Origin of the sequence: Nostoc sp. DedQUE09 (assembly GCF_034530915.1) — a bacterium.
Taxonomy (GTDB): Bacteria; Cyanobacteriota; Cyanobacteriia; order Cyanobacteriales; family Nostocaceae; genus Nostoc.
Genome location: NZ_JAVRCE010000069.1, coordinates 1 through 18,535, shown reverse-complemented (window position 1 = coordinate 18,535; position 18,535 = coordinate 1). Strand labels below are relative to the sequence as shown.

At 42.2% G+C, this 18,535-nt stretch carries 12 protein-coding genes; 6 read left to right on the top strand and 6 right to left on the bottom strand.

Going from position 1 to position 18,535, the window contains the following annotated elements; translation table 11 throughout:
• Nucleotides 1–5: 5 nt before the first annotated feature.
• Nucleotides 6–4,151, bottom strand: a complete 4,146-nt coding sequence (locus RMY27_RS29645; RefSeq protein ID WP_322668415.1) for an amino acid adenylation domain-containing protein — start codon at nucleotides 4,149–4,151, stop codon at nucleotides 6–8.
• Nucleotides 4,152–4,690: 539 nt separating this feature from the next.
• Between RMY27_RS29645 and recR the strand changes: the two genes are divergently transcribed.
• Nucleotides 4,691–5,248 carry a recombination mediator RecR gene (gene recR / locus RMY27_RS29640; RefSeq protein WP_322638705.1) on the top strand — a complete coding sequence of 186 codons (558 nt, stop codon included), beginning with the start codon at nucleotides 4,691–4,693 and terminating at the stop codon, nucleotides 5,246–5,248.
• 35 nt (nucleotides 5,249–5,283) lie between these two features.
• On the opposite strand, the gene RMY27_RS29635 is transcribed toward recR, so the two are convergent.
• The gene (locus RMY27_RS29635) at nucleotides 5,284–5,856 is read right to left on the bottom strand and encodes a prolyl hydroxylase family protein (protein WP_094347476.1); all 573 of its coding nucleotides are present in this window, start codon (nucleotides 5,854–5,856) and stop codon (nucleotides 5,284–5,286) included.
• 97 nt (nucleotides 5,857–5,953) lie between these two features.
• The gene (locus RMY27_RS29630; RefSeq protein ID WP_322668414.1) at nucleotides 5,954–9,196 is read right to left on the bottom strand and encodes a PAS domain-containing protein; all 3,243 of its coding nucleotides are present in this window, start codon (nucleotides 9,194–9,196) and stop codon (nucleotides 5,954–5,956) included.
• A gap of 229 nt (nucleotides 9,197–9,425) precedes the next feature.
• On the opposite strand from RMY27_RS29630, the gene RMY27_RS29625 reads away from it, so the two are divergent.
• Entirely contained in the window at nucleotides 9,426–9,632 is a 207-nt protein-coding gene (locus RMY27_RS29625) for a hypothetical protein (protein ID WP_322668413.1), read from the top strand.
• On the opposite strand, the gene RMY27_RS29620 is transcribed toward RMY27_RS29625, so the two are convergent.
• Nucleotides 9,617–11,566 (bottom strand): amino acid transporter, encoded by a 1,950-nt coding sequence (locus RMY27_RS29620; RefSeq protein WP_322668412.1) that lies wholly within the window; start codon nucleotides 11,564–11,566, stop codon nucleotides 9,617–9,619. The genes RMY27_RS29625 and RMY27_RS29620 overlap by 16 nt on opposite strands.
• A 479-nt stretch (nucleotides 11,567–12,045) precedes the next feature.
• Here RMY27_RS29620 and RMY27_RS29615 point away from each other — a divergent pair, with 479 nt between their 5' ends.
• Entirely contained in the window at nucleotides 12,046–12,231 is a 186-nt protein-coding gene (locus RMY27_RS29615; protein WP_322668411.1) for a hypothetical protein, read from the top strand.
• Complete coding sequence (locus RMY27_RS29610; RefSeq protein WP_322668410.1) at nucleotides 12,224–13,045, top strand: Rpn family recombination-promoting nuclease/putative transposase; 822 nt, start codon at nucleotides 12,224–12,226, stop codon at nucleotides 13,043–13,045. Before RMY27_RS29615 ends, RMY27_RS29610 begins: the two co-directional genes overlap by 8 nt.
• A gap of 63 nt (nucleotides 13,046–13,108) precedes the next feature.
• On the opposite strand, the gene RMY27_RS29605 is transcribed toward RMY27_RS29610, so the two are convergent.
• Nucleotides 13,109–14,185 (bottom strand): PIN/TRAM domain-containing protein, encoded by a 1,077-nt coding sequence (locus tag RMY27_RS29605; RefSeq protein WP_322668409.1) that lies wholly within the window; start codon nucleotides 14,183–14,185, stop codon nucleotides 13,109–13,111.
• Between the two features lie 405 nt (nucleotides 14,186–14,590).
• Between RMY27_RS29605 and hemW the strand changes: the two genes are divergently transcribed.
• Both hemW and RMY27_RS29595 read left to right on the top strand, forming a co-directional pair.
• On the top strand, nucleotides 14,591–15,772 hold the full coding sequence (hemW, locus tag RMY27_RS29600) for a radical SAM family heme chaperone HemW (RefSeq protein WP_322668408.1): 1,182 nt from the start codon (nucleotides 14,591–14,593) through the stop codon (nucleotides 15,770–15,772).
• Between the two features lie 10 nt (nucleotides 15,773–15,782).
• Complete coding sequence (locus tag RMY27_RS29595) at nucleotides 15,783–16,670, top strand: UTP--glucose-1-phosphate uridylyltransferase (protein WP_322668407.1); 888 nt, start codon at nucleotides 15,783–15,785, stop codon at nucleotides 16,668–16,670.
• Nucleotides 16,671–16,915: 245 nt separating this feature from the next.
• Here the strand turns inward: RMY27_RS29595 and RMY27_RS29590 are convergent, their stop codons facing one another.
• A complete protein-coding gene (locus RMY27_RS29590; protein ID WP_322668406.1) occupies nucleotides 16,916–18,310 on the bottom strand; it encodes a hypothetical protein in 1,395 nt (464 codons plus the stop codon).
• Nucleotides 18,311–18,535 lie beyond the last annotated feature (225 nt).

Here is an 18,535-nt window from a genome sequence, read left to right as displayed (position 1 = left end):
GATCCTTATTTTAGATTTTGTGCTTTCTCAATACAAGCTCTTAGCTGTGCGGCGAGAACTTGGATATGGGGTTTTCTCAGCATGGTTAAGTGATTGCCAGGAATATGATGAATTTCCGTTCCTCCTACAGTTAGCCGATCCCAGCCCATACTCGGATCTTCTTTAGCAATGCTTGATTGAACCTTTGTTCTGAAAAGATTAATTCGTTTAGGATAGGCTTGCGGAACGTAGTTAAGAACTGCTTGGCTATTGGCATAAAAAACACGAAGCATTGGACGAATTGCTAACTCGCTTAAAAGTCTTAACTTGGATTCTTCAGGTATAACGTTAGCTGTAGCATCCTCTTTTAGGATGAGGTGAGAGAAGAGATTTGTTTGGAGCCGCACAATTTTATTAAAATTAGCCCATCGAGAAGTTAAACTGTTAATTCTGTTATTAGCGATCGCAATAATTAGATAAAAATAATCGAGGAAAAAGGGCCATATATATCGCGCCACTGTCGTCAGCATAAACTTGAAACCACTAGCCAAAGAAGGTACATTGCCCGGAATTGGTGCTAAAGTGTCAAGCACAGCAAGTAGAGCCACTTCTTCCCCAGACTTTTGGAGTTGTTGAGCCATCTCAAAAGCAACCCAACCTCCAAAAGACCAACCTCCTAAAAAATAAGGGCCTTTGGGTTGCACTGAGCGCAATGCTTCAATGTAGTGGGTAGCCATATCCTCAATGCGAGTTAATGGAGAACTTTTTCCATCAAGTCCAATAGGTTGTAGCCCATAAAATGGTTGATTTTTTCCCAAATTATGAGCTAATTCGTAATAAGGAAAAACAACACCAAAGACCGGATGTATACAAAAGAAAACTGGATTTGCACCAGCAGGTTGAATTGGAACTAAGGGAGACCACGGAAGAGAATCTGCTTTTGAGGATAGAGCAGTTGCTAAACTTTCAATCGTTGGATTTAAAAATAAGGTAGATAACAGTAATTCGTTCTCAAACTGTTTGTGTATTTGTTTCAGGAGGCGTACAGTTAACAGCGAATCTCCTCCCAAGTCAAAGAAGTTATCGTAAATTCCCACACGCTCAATATTAAGCACTTCAGCCCAAATTTTTGCCAAGTTTGACTCGGTTGGAGTCCGAGGAGCAATAAATGTTTTATCTATTGAGTGGCTATTTGGAGTGTTGAGTTGTGTTAGCGCCAAACGATCTACTTTACCATTAGCTGTTAGCGGCAGAGAATCTAGTACTACAAAAGCTTTTGGGATCATGTATTCTGGTAATTTTTCTTTTAAGAATTTACGTAGTAGTGACAAGAAATTTTGCGTCTCTATATTGGGAACAATATAAGGCACCAAATACTTATCACCAGATATGTTCTCTTTAACAATTACTACTGCTTTTTGCACACTCTGATGCTGACTCAAAACTGTTTCAATTTCTGACAACTCAATGCGGAATCCACGAATTTTTACTTGATTATCAATACGGTCTAAAAATTCAATATCACCGTCTGGGCGATACCGAGCTAAATCACCCGTCTTGTAAAGTCGCGCTCCCTTTTTATCGTTAAAAGGATTGGGAATGAACTTTTCGGTAGTTAATTCAGGGCGATTAACATAACCTTGCGCCAATCCATCTCCACTTATGTATAATTCCCCAGAAATTCCAATTGGTAAAGGTTGCAAATCTTTATCTAATATATAAATTTGAGTATTAGCAATAGGGCGACCAATAGGCGGTTTTTCACTGATAGTACTAATCTCTGCAACGGTTGACCAAACTGTTGCTTCAGTAGGGCCGTAAGCGTTAAAAAACCGACGCTGAGAGTTACACCAACGTTTTACAATATCATCGGTGCAGGATTCGCCTGCACAAATAATAGTTTGCAATGCCGGAAGTGATTCTGTAGATAAGACTGCTAAGACTGCTGGCGGAAGGGTGACGTGAGTAATAGCTTTTTCGCGCAATAATTTGAGCAAAGATTGTCCGGGTAAAAGAGATTCTTTGTTTGCTAAATAAAGAGTTGCTCCTGTTTGCAGTGCCATGACAATCTCAAAAATTGAGGCATCGAAACTTAATGAGGCGAATTGCAGAATATGGTTACTCGGTTGTAAATTGAAAATTTCAATCTGAGCTTTTGCTAAGTTGGATAATCCTCGATGCTGGAGCAAAACACCTTTAGGTTTTCCTGTTGAACCAGAGGTGTAGATAATATAAGCTAGGTTGTCAGATGTTACGCAGGTGGTTGGGTTTTCTTGACTGTGTTGTGTAATAGTTGCCCAATCTTTATCTATGTAAACTATAGACAAGAGATCCCCCCAACCCTCCTTAAAAAGGGGGGCTAAAGAGCAATGAGTGAGCAAGATTGAAACTTGTGCATCTTCTAGGATGAAGTTAAGACGTTCTTGAGGTAGGCTAGGATCTAAAGGTAGGTATGCTCCACCTGCTTTAAGGATGGCTAACAGGGCAATGATCATCTGTGGCGAACGCTCTACGCAAATACCTACTAAAACATCAGGGACTACCCCCAATTTTTTCAGATAATGTGCAAGTTGATTAGCTTGGATATTTAGTTCCCTGTAGGTTAATTGTTGCTTGTCAAAGACTAGTGCAATCGCATTGGGAGTTTTCTCTACCTGCGCTTCAAATAATTGATGAAAACACTTGTTCTCTGGATAGTCTCGTTTCGTGTCATTCCAATCAATTAATAACTCTTGTCGTTCTTGCACAGTAAGCAAAGACAAATCTGAAATCTGCTGTTCTGGATTGGCAACAATGCTTTCTAGCAGCGTTTGGAAATGTCCCAGCATTCGCGTAATGGTGCTTTGATCAAATAAATCGGTGCTATACACCACTTGTCCTTTCAGAGTTTCCAAGTCTTGCCACACATGGAACTCTAAATCAAACTTTGCAGTTTTGCTGTCGAACTCGAATAGCGAAAGCTTTAACCCAGGTAAGTCTAACGCTTCAATGGGAGTATTTTGAAGGCTAAATACAACCTGAAATAAGGGATGGTGGCTTAAATCTCGCTCTGGGTGAAGTTCCTCCACCAGCTTTTCAAAGGGCAAATCCTGATGGGCATATGCTCCCAAAGTTACCTCTCGCACTCGATTTAATAATTCTCGAAACGTCGGGTTCCCTGAGAAATCTGTACGTAACACCAAGCTATTGACAAAAAAACCAATTAATCCTTCTAGTTCGCTACGATTGCGATTAGCAATAGGTGAACCGACTGCAATATCCTCTTGCTGTGTGTAGCGGTAGAGCAAAGTTTGAAACGCTGCCAGCATTGTCATGAACAAGGTAACGCCTTCTTGGTAACTCAGTGCCTCTAGCGCTTGAGTTAAGGAGTGTGGTAGCTCTAAAAATTGTTTTGCACCCCTGTAGCTAGGAACTGCTGGTCTTAGTCGGTCGGTGGGGAGATTCAATACCGAAATCCTGTTTAATTGCTTTTGCCAATAAACTAACTGGCTTTGTAGGGGGGAAGTGCCGTTTGCTGTCACTTTTTGTAGCCACTCCCGTTGCCATTGAGCGAAATCTGCATATTGAATGGGTAGTTCTGGTAGGAGCGTAGATACGGAGTAGCTAGTCGTCAGACATCGCTTATCCTCTGCCAAGGCTTTGTATAATACCCCCAATTCTTTAATAAGCACTCCAATTGACCAACCATCGGCAACTATGTGATGTAGATTTAGCAGCAGCAGATATTCTGCTTCATCCAGTTGCAGCAGCTTTACTCGTAGTAATGGCCCAGTGGTGAGATTGAAAGGATGTTGAGCCTCTTGGGTTACGATTTGCTGCACTCGGGTGTTGCGTTCTGGGCTGTCGAAATTGCGTAGGTCTATTAAGGGAAGAGGTATGGTTAAGCTAGGTGCAATCGCCTGTACTGGTTGCTGTACCATAACAAATCTAGTACGTAACGTTTCGTGGCGACGTACAATTTCGTTGAATGTCTGCTTTAAAGCAGTGAAGTTGAGGGAACCTGTCAGGTGAAGTGCTGTTGACACGTTGTAAAATGGATTCCCCGGTGCTAATTGGTCGAGAAACCACAATCGCTGCTGGGCGAAAGAAGTGGGAAAAACGAAAACCTCTGCTTCTTCAGAAAAATTAAGTTCTTCATCATCTGTGAGACTGCTGTAAATATACTGGCTCATAAGTTAATGGCAAACAGTTGTGGTGGAATTTGTGGAAACTTTTGGCGTTGCATAATAAAGGGATGGATTGAGGTGATCTACGGCATATGCAACAATGTCCCATAGTTTTCATATCCCGGCAGATAAACTCCCACCCGATGACCCGGTTGGAGGATAGTTTCCAGGTTGTCCAAAACCAGCAAACAACGATGGGTTCGCAACCAGTGCAGTAGGCGTTCTGGGGTCGCCTGGACATCTTATTGGCGGGAGAGAAACGGCACGATATCCCCTAGTAGTTCTTTCAGTTGCGGGGCATTGTCTAGCGATCGCCAGATCATAAACTCAAACTCGTCTTGCAAATCTTGAACCAGTTTAGCAGCTAGGGAAGTTTTGCCAATGCCCCCATCCCCAACATTTTAGTGAAATGGTATGAGCGATCGCGAGTTGGAAGTGTTGCGCCTGATGGAAGTACTCAAAAAATGTCATCATAGTTAAAGTGAAAACATTCTGGAGACAAGACAACGGTTTACGCACGCCCTTTAGCACGGTTAATTGAACAATTGCAACGCCTACCGGGAGTTGGCCCCAAAAGTGCCCAAAGACTGGCTTTGCATATTTTAAAGCGACCAGAAGCAGAAGTAGAAGCTTTGGCGCAAGCTTTAGTTGAGGCAAAAAAACAGATAGGCTTGTGTTCTGTTTGCTTTCACTTATCTGCTGAACCTGTTTGTGAAATTTGCCGCAATGCCAACCGTGACAATAACACTATCTGTGTTGTTGCAGATCCTCGCGATGTGATTGCGCTGGAAAAAACCCGCGAATACAAAGGCAAGTATCACGTTTTGGGCGGGGTGATTTCGCCAATTGATGGAATTGGCCCAGATCAGTTGAATATACTAGCTTTGCAGCGCCGAGTGAGCCAGCAAAAACCTCAAGAAGTAATTCTGGCAATTAGTCCGAGTGTAGAAGGGGAGACAACAACCTTGTATATAGGTCAGCTATTGAAACCATTTACCAAAGTGACGCGGATTGCTTTTGGTTTACCTGTAGGTGGCGATTTAGAGTACGCAGATGAAGTTACTTTGGCGAGGGCGTTGGAAGGACGCCGAGAGTTAGATTAAATTTTGGTGATTTTGCTGGTTAATCATTTTCTTGACTATTGACTGTACATAACATCCGATCGCAAAACGTACTTTCGCCCCTGGATAATAGTAGCGCCCTCATGTACTAGTTCGTGGACAAAACACAAAGCCATACCTGTTACTGGAAGCACAGCTAGATTAGATAAATCTATGTAGTATTCAGGAAGATAAAAGCGGGTTTCGCCGCCTTCAAAGCCTTCATTCAGATAAATCATAAAAGTCAATAAACTTTCCTCACCGTTAGTTCGTCGATAAGAACCATCATGGTGAGGTGCAAACCTCTGACCTGGATCGTAGCGATAGAAACGAAAACGCTCATTCAGCCCAACTGGATGCCATCTACCAATGGTCTTAGGAATATAATTTGACACACGCTGCCATAAATCAAAAGCACGCTCTCGGTCATCCAGAATAACGCGCTGATTATTGCGGATGTCGGGACGCATTTTAAAACCTCGATGGGTAGTAATAGGAGCATCTGTATAGCCGATGTTTTCTGTTAAAGTAATATACTCAGCGCATTCTGCTGGCGAAAGAATATTTTCCAGCGTGAAAATTTGGTTGCGAAGCAAATCTTTCTTGGTCATGGTTAAGCCGATTGAGATTTAAGCCTGATGAGAATGTATTCCTTATAACTCAATACGATTCAGTTGAGCCTAAAATCTAATGAAAAGAAATAGAGTTTTAGCGGTGATTTGACCCTAACAATTCTGTAATTGAGGTGAGTAATTCAGTCGGTTGTACTGGTTTGGCAATGTGTTTCTGAAAACCAGCTGCTAAAACTCGATCGCGATCGCCTTCTCCTGCATAGGCGGTAAGAGCGATCGCCGGAATTTCCCCGCCCTCTTCTTTGGGCATAGCTCTGAGCATCTTAATCAGGCTGTAGCCATCTATTTCTGGCATTCCTAAATCACTGATTAATAAATTAGGTACAGTTTGTGCTAGAATTTTAAGTGCCTCATTTACCGATGCAGCGGCAGTTATTAACGCTCCATTCTGTTGTAGCAAGAAGTGCAAAAACTCCCGTGTGTCAACATCATCATCGACAATTAATACCCGTAGTCCACGGAGAACTGACGAGTTAAATTTATCCCCTGCTCCTGCTGCTTCCCCTGCACCCTCACTTTCCTTCATAATCGGCAGTCTGACAGTAAAAATTGCTCCCTGTCCAATTCCTGGACTGGCTGCTCTTACAGTGCCACCATGCAACTCTACTAAGTGACGAACTATTGCCAATCCTAGCCCCAGTCCGCCAAATTTCCTGGTTGTGCTGCTATCAGCTTGACGAAAATATTCAAATACGTGGGGTAGGAATTCAGGGGAAATACCTTGACCTGTGTCTTTAACTTGAATTAGTGCTGAGGGGGAGATTAATTCACGACTCAATGACAAGCTAACTTCCACTGAACCACGAGAGGGAGTGAACTTAACTGCGTTCGAGAGTAAATTCCCTACAACTTGCTGTAAGCGATTATAATCGCCTAACACTTTGCCAACATTGGGATCGAGCTGTACTTTAATCTGGATAGATTTGGTTTCGGCAATTAGCCGGACTGTTTCTAATGCAGCATCAATTACAGCTACCAGGTTAACAGTGGCAAAAGTCAAGTTCAACTTACCACGAATAATTCGGGAAACATCCAGCAACTCATCAATTAATTGAATCTGCAATTGAGCATTTCTTTCAATGGTTTCCAAAGCCCGATTTGTAGTAGCTTCATCAAATTTGCGGCTTTTGAGTAGCGATGACCACCCTAAAATCGGGTTGAGGGGCGATCGCAATTCGTGAGAGAGAATAGCGAGAAACTCATCTTTATTCCGGTTTGCCTGTTTGAGTTCTTCTGCTTGTTGCCTGAGTGCCTTTTCTAATTGCTTTCTAGGGGTTAAGTCAAGAATAAAACAGATCCAAGATGCGGGATCTCGCTCCACCAAAGCACCACCAATTAGTATGGGAATACGGGAACCATCCTTGCGGATGTATTCTTTTTCAAAAGGAGTAAATAGCCCAACCGTTAAAAGTTGCTCTAGCCCCTGCCGATCGAGAGCATGATATTCAGGTGGAGTGATGTGTTGTCTGCGTATCTTACCCTCTAATAGTTCCTCTCGCGTATAACCTACCATTTCTAAAAAAGCTTCGTTCGCCTCAGTAATGTAATCGGGAGTGGCGAACATAATGCCAATAATGTTGGAATCAACTAAGCGCCTTAATTGAGTTTCGCGGTGGCGCAAATCATTTTCTACCTGTTTCCGTTGGGTAATATCTTGGGTAGTACCCATCATCCGTACTGGCTTACCCTCGGCATCATAAAAGACGCGACCTTTAGCAGCAATCCAATGAATGCTACCATCAGACCAAAGAGTGCGGTATTCGATATCACAGTCAACCTGTTCTTCAAGAGAGCGGGCGATCGCTTCATGAATGCATTGGCGATCTTCTGCATATATACAGTTGAGGAAAATCTCAAAGCTGATTTCGGCTTCTAGGGACAGTCCAAACAGCTGTCTACATTTGTCTGTCCAAATTACCTCGTTGGTGGTGATATTCCAAAACCACATACCCAGTTCAGCAGCATTCGTGGCCAACCGAATCCGTTCTTCACTCTCGCGCAGATTTGTTTCAATTTTTTGACGTTCCCATAGAGCAGCTTGCTGTTCGGTAATATCAGTACTCGCACCAACTACCCTAACTACCTGACCATTTGCATCTCGAACTGCAAACCCCTGGTCTACCACCCACAAATAGCGGCCATCCTGGTGACGCACTCGATATTCGATGCGATAACGGTTTCCATTGGCCATACTAGCCATGAATTGGTCATTAACTCTTTGTTGGTCATCGGGATGGATGCGTTCTTGCCACCACTGGAAAGTAGGTTCCGTTTCTTGTTGTGTGTAGCCAAAAACCTGGGTTAGACCCTGAGTTCTTTCCACAGTATTTCTCCCAATCTCCCAGTCATAGATTAGGCAATTAACCGCCGCCGCTGCTAGCTCAAATCTTTCGTTACTTTGCCGTAGGGAAATTTCTATGTGTCGTCGCTCTGTAATATCAAAAGCAATCCCCAAAAGATATTGCGGCAATCCATCAGCAGTTCTGCTGTGTAAAGTGTCATAGCTACAAAACCAGCGCCACTCTCCATTAGCGTGTCGAATTCGGTATTCAAAGCTGAGGACTTCACCCTGACGAACAGAATTAAATTTTTCCAAATAGCTAGGGAGTCGAGCCAAATCTTCAGCGTGTAGAAGTTGAGTAGATAACTCCTTTCCCATTGCCTGGATTTCTGCTGGTGTATAGCCCCAACCTTGAGCAATTTCGTAATTAACGTAAGCATTTCGCTGTTCAATTAGGTCATAAATGTAGAGTATCCCTGGAAGAGTCCCAGCAACTTGTTGAAACAGACGGTGACTATCCCACAATGCCTGAAATTCATCTGCATCAACTTGTTGAGTATCTTGTTCACAACTACAGTCATCCTGGAACTGGGCGTGCTTAGATGCCGTAATATCTGAAAAAGTTGTCACGATCGCATACAGATTACTTCCTTCAGTTTGAAACAGAGGTTGCGAGGATAACAAGAGCCAGACTAGCTCACCATTTGGCTTATAAAAGCCACACACCACATTTAAGCAAGGTTTACCTGTATTTTGAGTAACGATCGCAGGGTGAGTTTCACTGAGTAAAGGAGAGCCATCTTCATGAATGAATTGCCACTTGGGATCGAGCAAGTTTTGCCCTACAAGCTGTTGTGGGGTCAGTCCCAAAATGCGATCGCTAGCAGCATTGCAAGCCTGAATAGTGCCATCAGGCAACTGAAGCACCATTCCTTCTTCTTGACTGGCTACTAGCGAAGAATTTGCCTTTTTACTAACTTGCCGATGCAGCAGCTTGTGATTAGCCAGCTGGTTGTGGAACTTTTCCGCGTCTGGCATTCTAAAAAGTTAAATAATTTTAGTTAAATAATTTTAAAGTTAATCTAAAATTGAGCGACTCATATTTACATAAATTTTAAGGCAATTTCTTCAAACTTGAGGTACAAGCTGCGATCGCTACTTCTATCACCGAAACAGTGCTGAGTGCTGAGTAACGAGTGCTGAGTAAAAAAAGTAATAATGGCACTGCGCACTCAGCACTCTTAAATCTTATAGACTTAGGGAACCTATGCAGAAAATTAAACTCAGCACTCAAAACTCAGCACTCAGCACTCATCACTCAGCACTCATCACTCAGCACTCAGCACTCAAAACTCAGCACTCAAAACTCAGCACTCAGCACTCAGCACTCATCACTCATCACTCAGCACTCAGCACTCAAAACTCAGCACTCAGCACTCAGCACTCAGCACTCCCAAATCACCCCCCAACATGAATACCAGGTCGTATGTGGGGATTCTTTTCAGCCCGACGCAGTACTTCACGGGTAACTACAGCAATGTCACCTTCGCCAAACAAGATAAAACGCAATAGGTATTGTATGGGATTTCCCTCAGCCCAGCCGAAGTAAGCATGGGGAATCTTACCTGTTTGGTCACGAATGTAAAGTAGTAAAGCTGCGATCGCATTTGGTACTGCTGCACTTTCAGCCCGGAGGATGCGATAATCGCCAACTTGTACCCCTTTTACTTTGATCACATCTGCAAATTCCGAAGCATCGGATACATGAATTTCTAGAAACAGAATTGGAGTGTTGGCTGGAATATGGTTGTCTTCGCGTACCTCTTTCTCTTTCAGAAAATACTCTAGAACATCGCCCGTATTCAACCGATTTGCAATCAGTCGTATTGTTCCCTGGCTATCTTCAGCAAGGAATTGGCTAGCAAGTTCGTCAACTTCAATTCGCTCTGCTCGCAGTTCCGTTGAACGCCAAACACGAGAAACCAGTGAGGTAAAAATGATTGCACCAATGAAAAACCCAGCAATTCTAATGCCTTCTGGTCTTTCAATGATATTGACAATGGTGGTATATACAAATAACAGTGCAATGAGGCCAAAAACGAATCTTGCTCGCTTCTGTCTGTGACGATGGGCTGATAAGGTGACGGCAAAGGCGGCTGAGGTGATCAACACAAGCACACCAGTTGCGTAAGCCCCACCTTGGGCTTCTACATTTGCTTTGAAGATAACTGTGACAACAAAAGCGATCGCTGTGTAGACTAACACCAAAGGCCGCGTTGCCCGTGCCCAATTGGGTGCCATACCATAGCGTGGTAGGTAGCGAGGCACGATATTTAACAGCCCTGCCATTGCAGATGCACCTGCAAACCACAAAATGGAAATAGTACTTAAATCATAAATTGTGCCAAAGCCATCGCCTAAATACAGATGTGCTAAATAAGCAAGGGCGCGTCCGTTGGCTTTGCCCCCCGATGCAAATTCTGCGGTTGGAATCAGTAGAGTGGTTATAAAGCTGGTGGTAAGCAAAAAGAAGCTCATAATCAGAGCAGCAGTGGTGAGCAGCTTGCGTGTATTCCGAATCCGCCCTTTGGGATGCTGCGAAGTGCTGTTACTGCTACCTTTAACCAGAGGCATAACGGTAACACCAGTCTCAAAACCTGATAATCCCAGCGCTAATTTGGGGAAGATGAGGAGAGAGATGCCGATTAGGAGCAAAGGGTTGGAATGGCGAGCAAAAATTGCAGTTTGCCAGTTAGCGATCGCTTCTGTGTGAGTTAATATTTGGTACACACCGACGCCAACGACAATAAAGTTTAACAGCAGATAAGCTGCCACCAAAACTACTGCAATCCCAATGGCTTCTCGGAAACCTCTCAAGAAAACTGCACCTAGTAATGCAACTAATATCAGGGTAATTGCGATCGTCTGATTGTGAAGCCAAATAGGTGTCAGCGGATTTTCGATGATATGGGCTGTGGCATCAGCTGCTGACAAGGTAATGGTAATAATAAAGTCAGTTGCCACAAAACCAAGTAAGCACAGTACAAGTAATTTGCCTTGCCACCAGGGAAGTAAACGCTCTAACATTGCGATCGACCCTTCACCATAAGGGCTTTCGGCAGCAATGCGCCGATAAATTGGCAACGCTCCAAAGAGCGTCAGCAAAACCAGAACCAGGGTAGCTATAGGAGAAAGAGCGCCAGCCGCTAGTGCTGCAATCCCTGGTTGATAGCCAAGGGTCGAGAAATAATCTACACCAGTCAAGCACATCACCTGCCACCAAGGATGCTGGCGATGTGGTTCTTCTTTGCGGTAAGGGCCTTCTTTCTCTCGTCGTCGGTCTTCTTCAAGCAACCAATGGATTAACTGGTTGCCGAGCCGTTTTGTTGAAACAATTGATTTAGTCATCAAATACGGTTGTGTTGCAAAAGTCGGCTTTGTGATTTTTTAAGCCTTCGTGGTTTATTAAAATTTTTAACTACAAAGGCATAGCACTATTATTGTATGTTAAGCATCCTGTCCGATTTACAAAATATATAGTAGCTGTTTGTAGTCGTCTACCATATCAAGATCGGTTGCAGCTTTTGGTATAGGAAGACTCAACACTGTAACCGTATATTTTGGGTTTAACGCTTTCGTATCCTTAGCACCTTCAAGCTGTATTAGTTAAAAAAACGGCGCTGCTAAACAAGGTATGTACGCAATTAACAAATCAGCCCCAAAACAAAAATCGCTTTTAGTTATATGATGTTTGTGTAATTGACCATAAAATAAGCTAACGCGCCTACATATTGCACTATTTTCTGTGTAGACCGTCATTAGTCATTAGTCGTTTGTGTTTACCAAGGACAAAGGACAATTGACTTAGGAAAACCTCACCAGTTGATGTGCAATCTTATTTGCGTAACGGCTTAATTAACCTGCTAATCTATAACTCTATTTGTGTAGCCGCAGATTTTAGTTTGATGGAATTATGGAGATATAGTCGTACACCATATACAGGCAATCTGTTAGGTAGGCTCGTAGCATCACGCGAACCAATCTACACCAACTACATTAATTCAAATGTTTGACAATATCTGCAAATTCTTAGTTGAGAACTTCTCCAGTGACTTCGCTACATGGTTATTAGGCGAATCTATTAATTTAACAGAACTAAGTCCAAAAGAATTATCTCTGGAACCCATTCGGGCTGATGCTCTAATTCTGTTGCAGTCGGAGCAAAGCATATTGCATTTAGAATTTCAAACCCAAGTCGATCCGGAAATTCCTTTTCGGATGATTGACTATCGATTACGAGCATATCGCCGCTTTCCAGATAAAGCAATGCATCAAGTCGTAATTTACCTCAAGCAGACAAATTCAAATTTGGTGCAACAAAATACATTTACAATTACTGGGACACGACATGAATTTGCAGTTATCAGACTTTGGGAACAACCAACTGAAGTATTTTTGAGAACACCTGGACTTTTACCTTTGGCAGTGTTAAGCAATACAATTGATCCAGAAGTTATACTTAATGAAGTGGCACGCGAAATTAACGGTATTACAGAATTAAGAACTCAAAGTAATATTGCTGCTTCTACAGCGATTTTAGCTGGTTTAGTATTAGATAAAGAGGTTATTAAACGAGTTTTGAGGTCAGATATTATGCGCGAGTCAGCGATTTATCAAGACATTCTACAAGAAGGCAAGGCTGAAGGCAAGGCTGAAGGCAAGGCTGAAGGCAAGGCTGAAGGCAAGGCTGAAGGCAAGGCTGAAGCGTTACTTGAAGTGGCAAAAAATCTATTTAGTACTGGTATGTCATTAGAACAGATCGGCAGAGTCACAGGGTTATCAATTGAGCAGTTACAGTATTTACAGGCAAGTGAGTCCAATCAATAAATAATCGGTGCAGTCAACCTGCACCGATTAATAAGTGTCACTCTAATTGAACATCCCATTGTTTCACGCCAATGCTGAAGCTTGGGGTTTGGCAAAAATCATTCTTCCTGCTGTAGTTTGCAAAGCACTGGTAACTACTACTCGCAGTTCACCACCCACATAACTGCTACCTTCTTCAACAACTACCATTGTGCCGTCATCTAAGTAGCCAATGCCTTGACTGGGTTCTTTGCCTTCCTTGAGGATTTTTAAATCCAGGTTGTCGCCAGGTAAATAACTGGGGCGGACGGCATTCACTAAATCATTCACATTCAAAACAGGTACTTTCTGAACACTGGCAACTTTAGACAAGTTGTAGTCGTTGGTTAGCAGTGTGCCGCTGATTTCTTGGGCGAAGCGTACTAACTTGGCATCCACTGTGGGAATATCTTCGTAGTCAACTGTATTAATCAGGATGCGATCGGGATAATCTTCCTTAATACGGTTGAGAATTTCTAGTCCTCTCCTTCCCCGCACCCGCTTTTGGTCTTTGCTAGCATCTGCTACTTGTTGAAGTTCTTGCAAGACAAACTGTGGTACGAGAATTTGCCCTTCTAAAAACCCTGTTTCTAGTAAGGCTTCAATACGACCATCAATAATACAGCTAGTATCTAGAACTTTGGTATTGGCTGGTTTTAATGTTCCTTCCACTACCATCGATTCAACGGTGTTGGGATTAATGAATCGCAATAAGCCTCGCCCGTGGGTGTCTGCCAAATTCATGCCAGTGACGGAGAGGATAATACTACCGACAACTGCCACCAATGGCTTAATAAATCCAAAATCTGCCGGGATCGGAAGCAAAAATAGTGGGGCTAGCATCAAGTTGGCTAGTAATAGCCCAATCACTAAGCCAATGGCACGAGTTAAGATCATTTCCAGAGGCATTTCTTTGACTTGTGATTCCAGGCGACGATATGTCGTCTGGAAACTCAGCCCGATCGCACCACCAATAATAGCGGCAAAGACGGCAACAACTAAGCGTAAAGCTTCTAGATTCGTTACCTGATCTAGCGCCCCATTGGGTAGTAGTTCAATGCTGTAGAACCCTATTCCCGACGCTGCTAAGATAAATGAGAAAATAATAATGGCGTCAAGCATGGTTGTCTTGTTTTCCTGCAACTGTGTTAACCGATAAAGTTAAGTATTTTTTATTTCATCGGTAAGATAAACTGATCGATATTGATTTACACTAAGGGTTTAGGCTAACAATATCTGCAATTATTATAACTAAAGGCTTTTATCTTAATATTTTTCATTGTTTTGTTGTAAAAAGACAAAAACTTGTAAATAAACTACTCATTTTCTAAGAATTCAGAATCCAGAATCCAGAAGTCAGAATTAAGAAGACTTTGATACCCAAAGTTAATAATTTTAAGAAAATCAAGAAGTTATTGCACGCTTGCTTTTACGATTATTCTGGCTCCTGATTCCTGACTCCTGAATTCTTTCCTCATTTTCATTGTCTCTAATTAGCAGTTGTGTTAACTTAAAAATTTTCTCAAAATGAGTAAAAAATTTAGTATTTCGGGAATTGCGAGTTCTGCTTATGTGCATATTCCCTTTTGCAGGCGGCGATGTTTTTATTGTGATTTCCCGGTGTCTGTTGTGGGCGATCGCTTGCGGGGCGAAACATCTGGTACTATCTCCCAATATGTTGAGGTGCTATGTCAAGAAATTGCCATTACACCAGCATTTGGTCAACCCCTAAAGACAATTTTCTTCGGTGGTGGTACTCCTTCGTTGCTCTCAATAGAGCAGCTACAACGGATACTGACAGAGCTACAAAAACATTTTGGGATTGCGTCTGGGGCAGAGATTTCTATGGAAATTGACCCAGGCACCTTTGATTTAGCCCATATAGCAGGCTATCGCAGTGCAGGCGTGAACCGGGTAAGTTTGGGCGTACAAGCCTTTCAAGAAGAATTATTGCAAAGGGCGGGGCGATCGCACTCAGTTGAAGATATTTTTGCAGCTGTGGAACTAATCCACCAAGTCGAGATTCCCGTATTTAGCTTAGACTTAATTTCTGGATTGCCGCATCAGTCTTTAGATCAATGGCAGGATTCCTTAGAAAAGACGGTGGCGATCGCACCCACTCACATTTCCATTTACGATCTCACCATCGAGCCAGGTACAGCCTTTGGTCGTTATTACAAACCTGGCGATACTCCTTTGCCTACGGATGAAGCCACAGTCAAAATGTACCAGATGGGTCAGCAGGTTTTAACTAGTGCAGGTTATGAGCATTATGAAATTTCTAATTATGCTCAACCTGGCCATCAATGTCGGCATAATCGAGTGTATTGGGAAAACCGCCCTTATTATGGCTTCGGTATGGGTGCGGCGAGTTATGTTGAGGGGAAGCGGTTCACTCGTTTGCGTAAAACTAAAGAGTATTACCAGTGGGTACAAGCTGGCGCTGTCATTGATTGTAATGTGACTCCCCCAAAGGAAGTATTGTTAGAAACGTTAATGTTGGGGTTGCGTTTGGCAGAGGGTTTGAGTTTGGCAGCGTTGGGGGAAGTATTTGGGGAAGAGAAGGTGGAGGAAATTTGCAAGTGTTTGCAATTGTATTTTGAGAAAGGTTGGGTGGAAATTGTAAAGGGAAGATTGCGTTTGGTTGATCCCCAAGGGTTTTTATTTTCTAATGTGGTATTGGCGGAATTGTTTGAGAAGTTGGGGTGATGAACTGCTTATGCAAAAAAATAAAGTTAAAAAAGCTGTGATTCCGGTAGCTGGTTTCGGTACTCGTTTGTTTCCAGCTACCAAAGTTGTCAAAAAAGAACTTTTCCCAATTATCGATCGAGATGGTAGGGCAAAACCTGTGATTCTTGCAATTATTGAAGAGGCAATTAGTGCTGGAATTACAGAAGTGGGGATTGTGGTGCAGCCAGATGACAAAGAAATATTTGCAGATTTCTTGAAAAAACCACCTAAAAAAGAACTTTTAGAAAAACTTTCACCACAAAATCAAGAATATAGCCGATATCTTGAAGATTTAGGTAGCAGAATTACCATTTTGTTACAAGAGGAACAATTAGGCTATGGTCATGCGGTATTTTGTGCCAAGGATTGGGTACAAAATGAGCCATTTTTGCTCATGTTGGGCGACCACATTTATGCATCTGACATTGAAAAATCTTGTGCTAGCCAAGTTTTAGATGTTTACGAACAAGTTAATCAAAATGTTGTTAGCTTAACTACAATGCCAGCAGAAATTATTCATAAAGCTGGGTGTATCACAGGAGTTTGGCAAGAGTTAAACTCGATTTTGTCAGTTACCCAACTCTATGAAAAACCTACTATTGAGTATGCACAACAGCATTTACGTGTAGAGGGAATGTCAGAAAATGAGTTTTTAGGTATATTTGGCTTATATTTACTAACGCCGAAAATTTTTGACTTTTTAGCAGAACATATCAACCAAAATTTCCGAGAACGAGGTGAATTTCAGTTAACATCTTGCCTTGAAAAATTGCGTCAGGAAGAGGGAATGACAGGATATGTTGTTAAAGGCAAGTGTTTTGATACAGGTTTGCCAGATGCTTATCGTCAGACAATGATTGATTTTAGAAAAATATAGATTAATCTTTAGTTCAATTCGTTTGTCTGCAAGGATCTCACTTTTTAAGATGATTTAAGCAGACTGTAATCCATTGAAGTAAACAGAGTGATGAGCAAAAACTTGAGGCGTCTTAAAACTATACCGTTTAGTTTGCCCTGGTGGCAACCTCCTTTTTTGTTCAAGCAGTTTTCAGGTAGATGAGTTACAAAATGCCAAACTCAAAATCAGACACAAAGAATTTCTACTTCCTTCCTACTGCCTCTTTAAAAAACTACCTCAAAACTAGCGGTAGTTAGAGCAGGGAAAGAGATAGCATCCAATTGTGCAAATTTACCCCCAGAATTAATCTCAGCAAAATCATCTGCCGAACCATTAGGATTATAAAAGAGACTACCATTTGCGCTATTATAAACAATCACCGCACTACTACTAGCAGCTAAAGTATCGTTCGTAACGGTGGCAAAGTCTGCGGAATTTAATTGAGTCGGGAAGACTGAGTTACTTAGAGCTGTAAAGGTAGATTTGGATAGTTGGATATTGTCTTGCTCAGGAGTGAAGTCACTAATAGTATCAACTCCGAGTTCCCTAATATTAAACTTTGATCCTGTTGCAAATGCAAACTTATCTGAACCAAGGCCTCCTTCTAGTAAGTCGTCCCCACTATCTCCCTGTAGGTAATCGTTGCCTTGATTCCCGCTCAGAATATCTTTGCCACTACTGCCAAAAAGAGTATCATTACCTCTGCCCCCTAGGAGGTTGTCGTCATCACTACCCCCATCTATGATGTCTGCACCCGCTCCACCAAAAAGGATGTCAAAACCTGCCCCCCCATCAATGTAATGATTACCAACAACACCAGAAAGCGAAATACTGTCATCACCATCCTCAGCAAAAATAACTTTATCGCCAGCCGAAAAATCCGCTCTACTAAAGGTATCGTCCCCCTTGGTTGTAGTGACATCAGTACTGATCGCATTTGTGGCTCGAGCAACTGCCTCTTTTATGAGATCAGCAAGATTCTCACTTTCAGAACCAAGAGTCAGTACACTACCTCGACCAAGCTGGGTAACTAGCGTCTCGTAATCGGCTGCAACATCACTCGTAGTTAGAAAAATTGGAATAATGTTATTTGCTTCTAGCGCAGTTTTTACTTGTCCGATCTGTGGATAATCTTCAAAAGCATCAGCTATCCCATCTCCATTATTGGCAATAGTATCACTGGGAATAACTGCTGCGCGATCGCCGGCAACATGATAAATACTATCGGTGGCTATTATCACAACACGAAATGAACCTACTCTGTAACCAAGACTGGCACTATCTAAAGCTGCGAACAAGAGTGCAAATAATTGTGATTCTGACCCATCATTGCCACCAAAAGCTTGAAAGTCAAAGATTTTGTCTTTAATTGTTGTGACATTATTTGTCAAAGCGACTTCTGTTTGATATACATAGTCAGCGTAACCTCCAAAAGGCGCAAGTGGCTTATCCTTGAAAGAGGCCATACCAAATTTCAGGTCATTACCAAATATCTTTGCTAACGTCGGGTTGGTTAAGTGATTTACCGTCGCAGGAAGTACAGCTTTAAGCTGGATTAAATTCTCATCAGATGACGATGTTAAGTCTTGCAGCAGAACAATATCAGATACTAAACTCACAGTTTTTCCTTCTGACTATTTTTATTAATGGGTTGTATTTGGAAAGTGCCTGAATGCTATTTCAGCTTGATATTAGCAGGGTTAATTGATTTAAGATAGTACTTAAATTGAAGAAAATATAATCTCTTTCAAAAAATATTTGCTGTGTCCTGACTCCTGCCTCTACCCTACTAATACCAATTTAATATGAAGCTGCATAGAAAAGAGCTTCTAGGATAAAGTTAT

What these genes read in the sequence shown, in the direction of transcription:
- RMY27_RS29635 (WP_094347476.1), bottom strand. Translation starts at nt 5,856, where the DNA reads ATGACCAAGAAAGATTTGCTTCGCAACCAAATTTTCACGCTGGAAAAT.
- RMY27_RS29595 (WP_322668407.1), top strand. Translation starts at nt 15,783, where the DNA reads ATGCAAAAAAATAAAGTTAAAAAAGCTGTGATTCCGGTAGCTGGTTTC.
- RMY27_RS29620 (WP_322668412.1), bottom strand. Translation starts at nt 11,566, where the DNA reads ATGACTAAATCAATTGTTTCAACAAAACGGCTCGGCAACCAGTTAATC.
- RMY27_RS29645 (WP_322668415.1), bottom strand. Translation starts at nt 4,151, where the DNA reads ATGAGCCAGTATATTTACAGCAGTCTCACAGATGATGAAGAACTTAAT.
- RMY27_RS29610 (WP_322668410.1), top strand. Translation starts at nt 12,224, where the DNA reads ATGTTTGACAATATCTGCAAATTCTTAGTTGAGAACTTCTCCAGTGAC.
- RMY27_RS29630 (WP_322668414.1), bottom strand. Translation starts at nt 9,196, where the DNA reads ATGCCAGACGCGGAAAAGTTCCACAACCAGCTGGCTAATCACAAGCTG.
- hemW (WP_322668408.1), top strand. Translation starts at nt 14,591, where the DNA reads ATGAGTAAAAAATTTAGTATTTCGGGAATTGCGAGTTCTGCTTATGTG.
- RMY27_RS29625 (WP_322668413.1), top strand. Translation starts at nt 9,426, where the DNA reads ATGCAGAAAATTAAACTCAGCACTCAAAACTCAGCACTCAGCACTCAT.
- RMY27_RS29605 (WP_322668409.1), bottom strand. Translation starts at nt 14,185, where the DNA reads ATGCTTGACGCCATTATTATTTTCTCATTTATCTTAGCAGCGTCGGGA.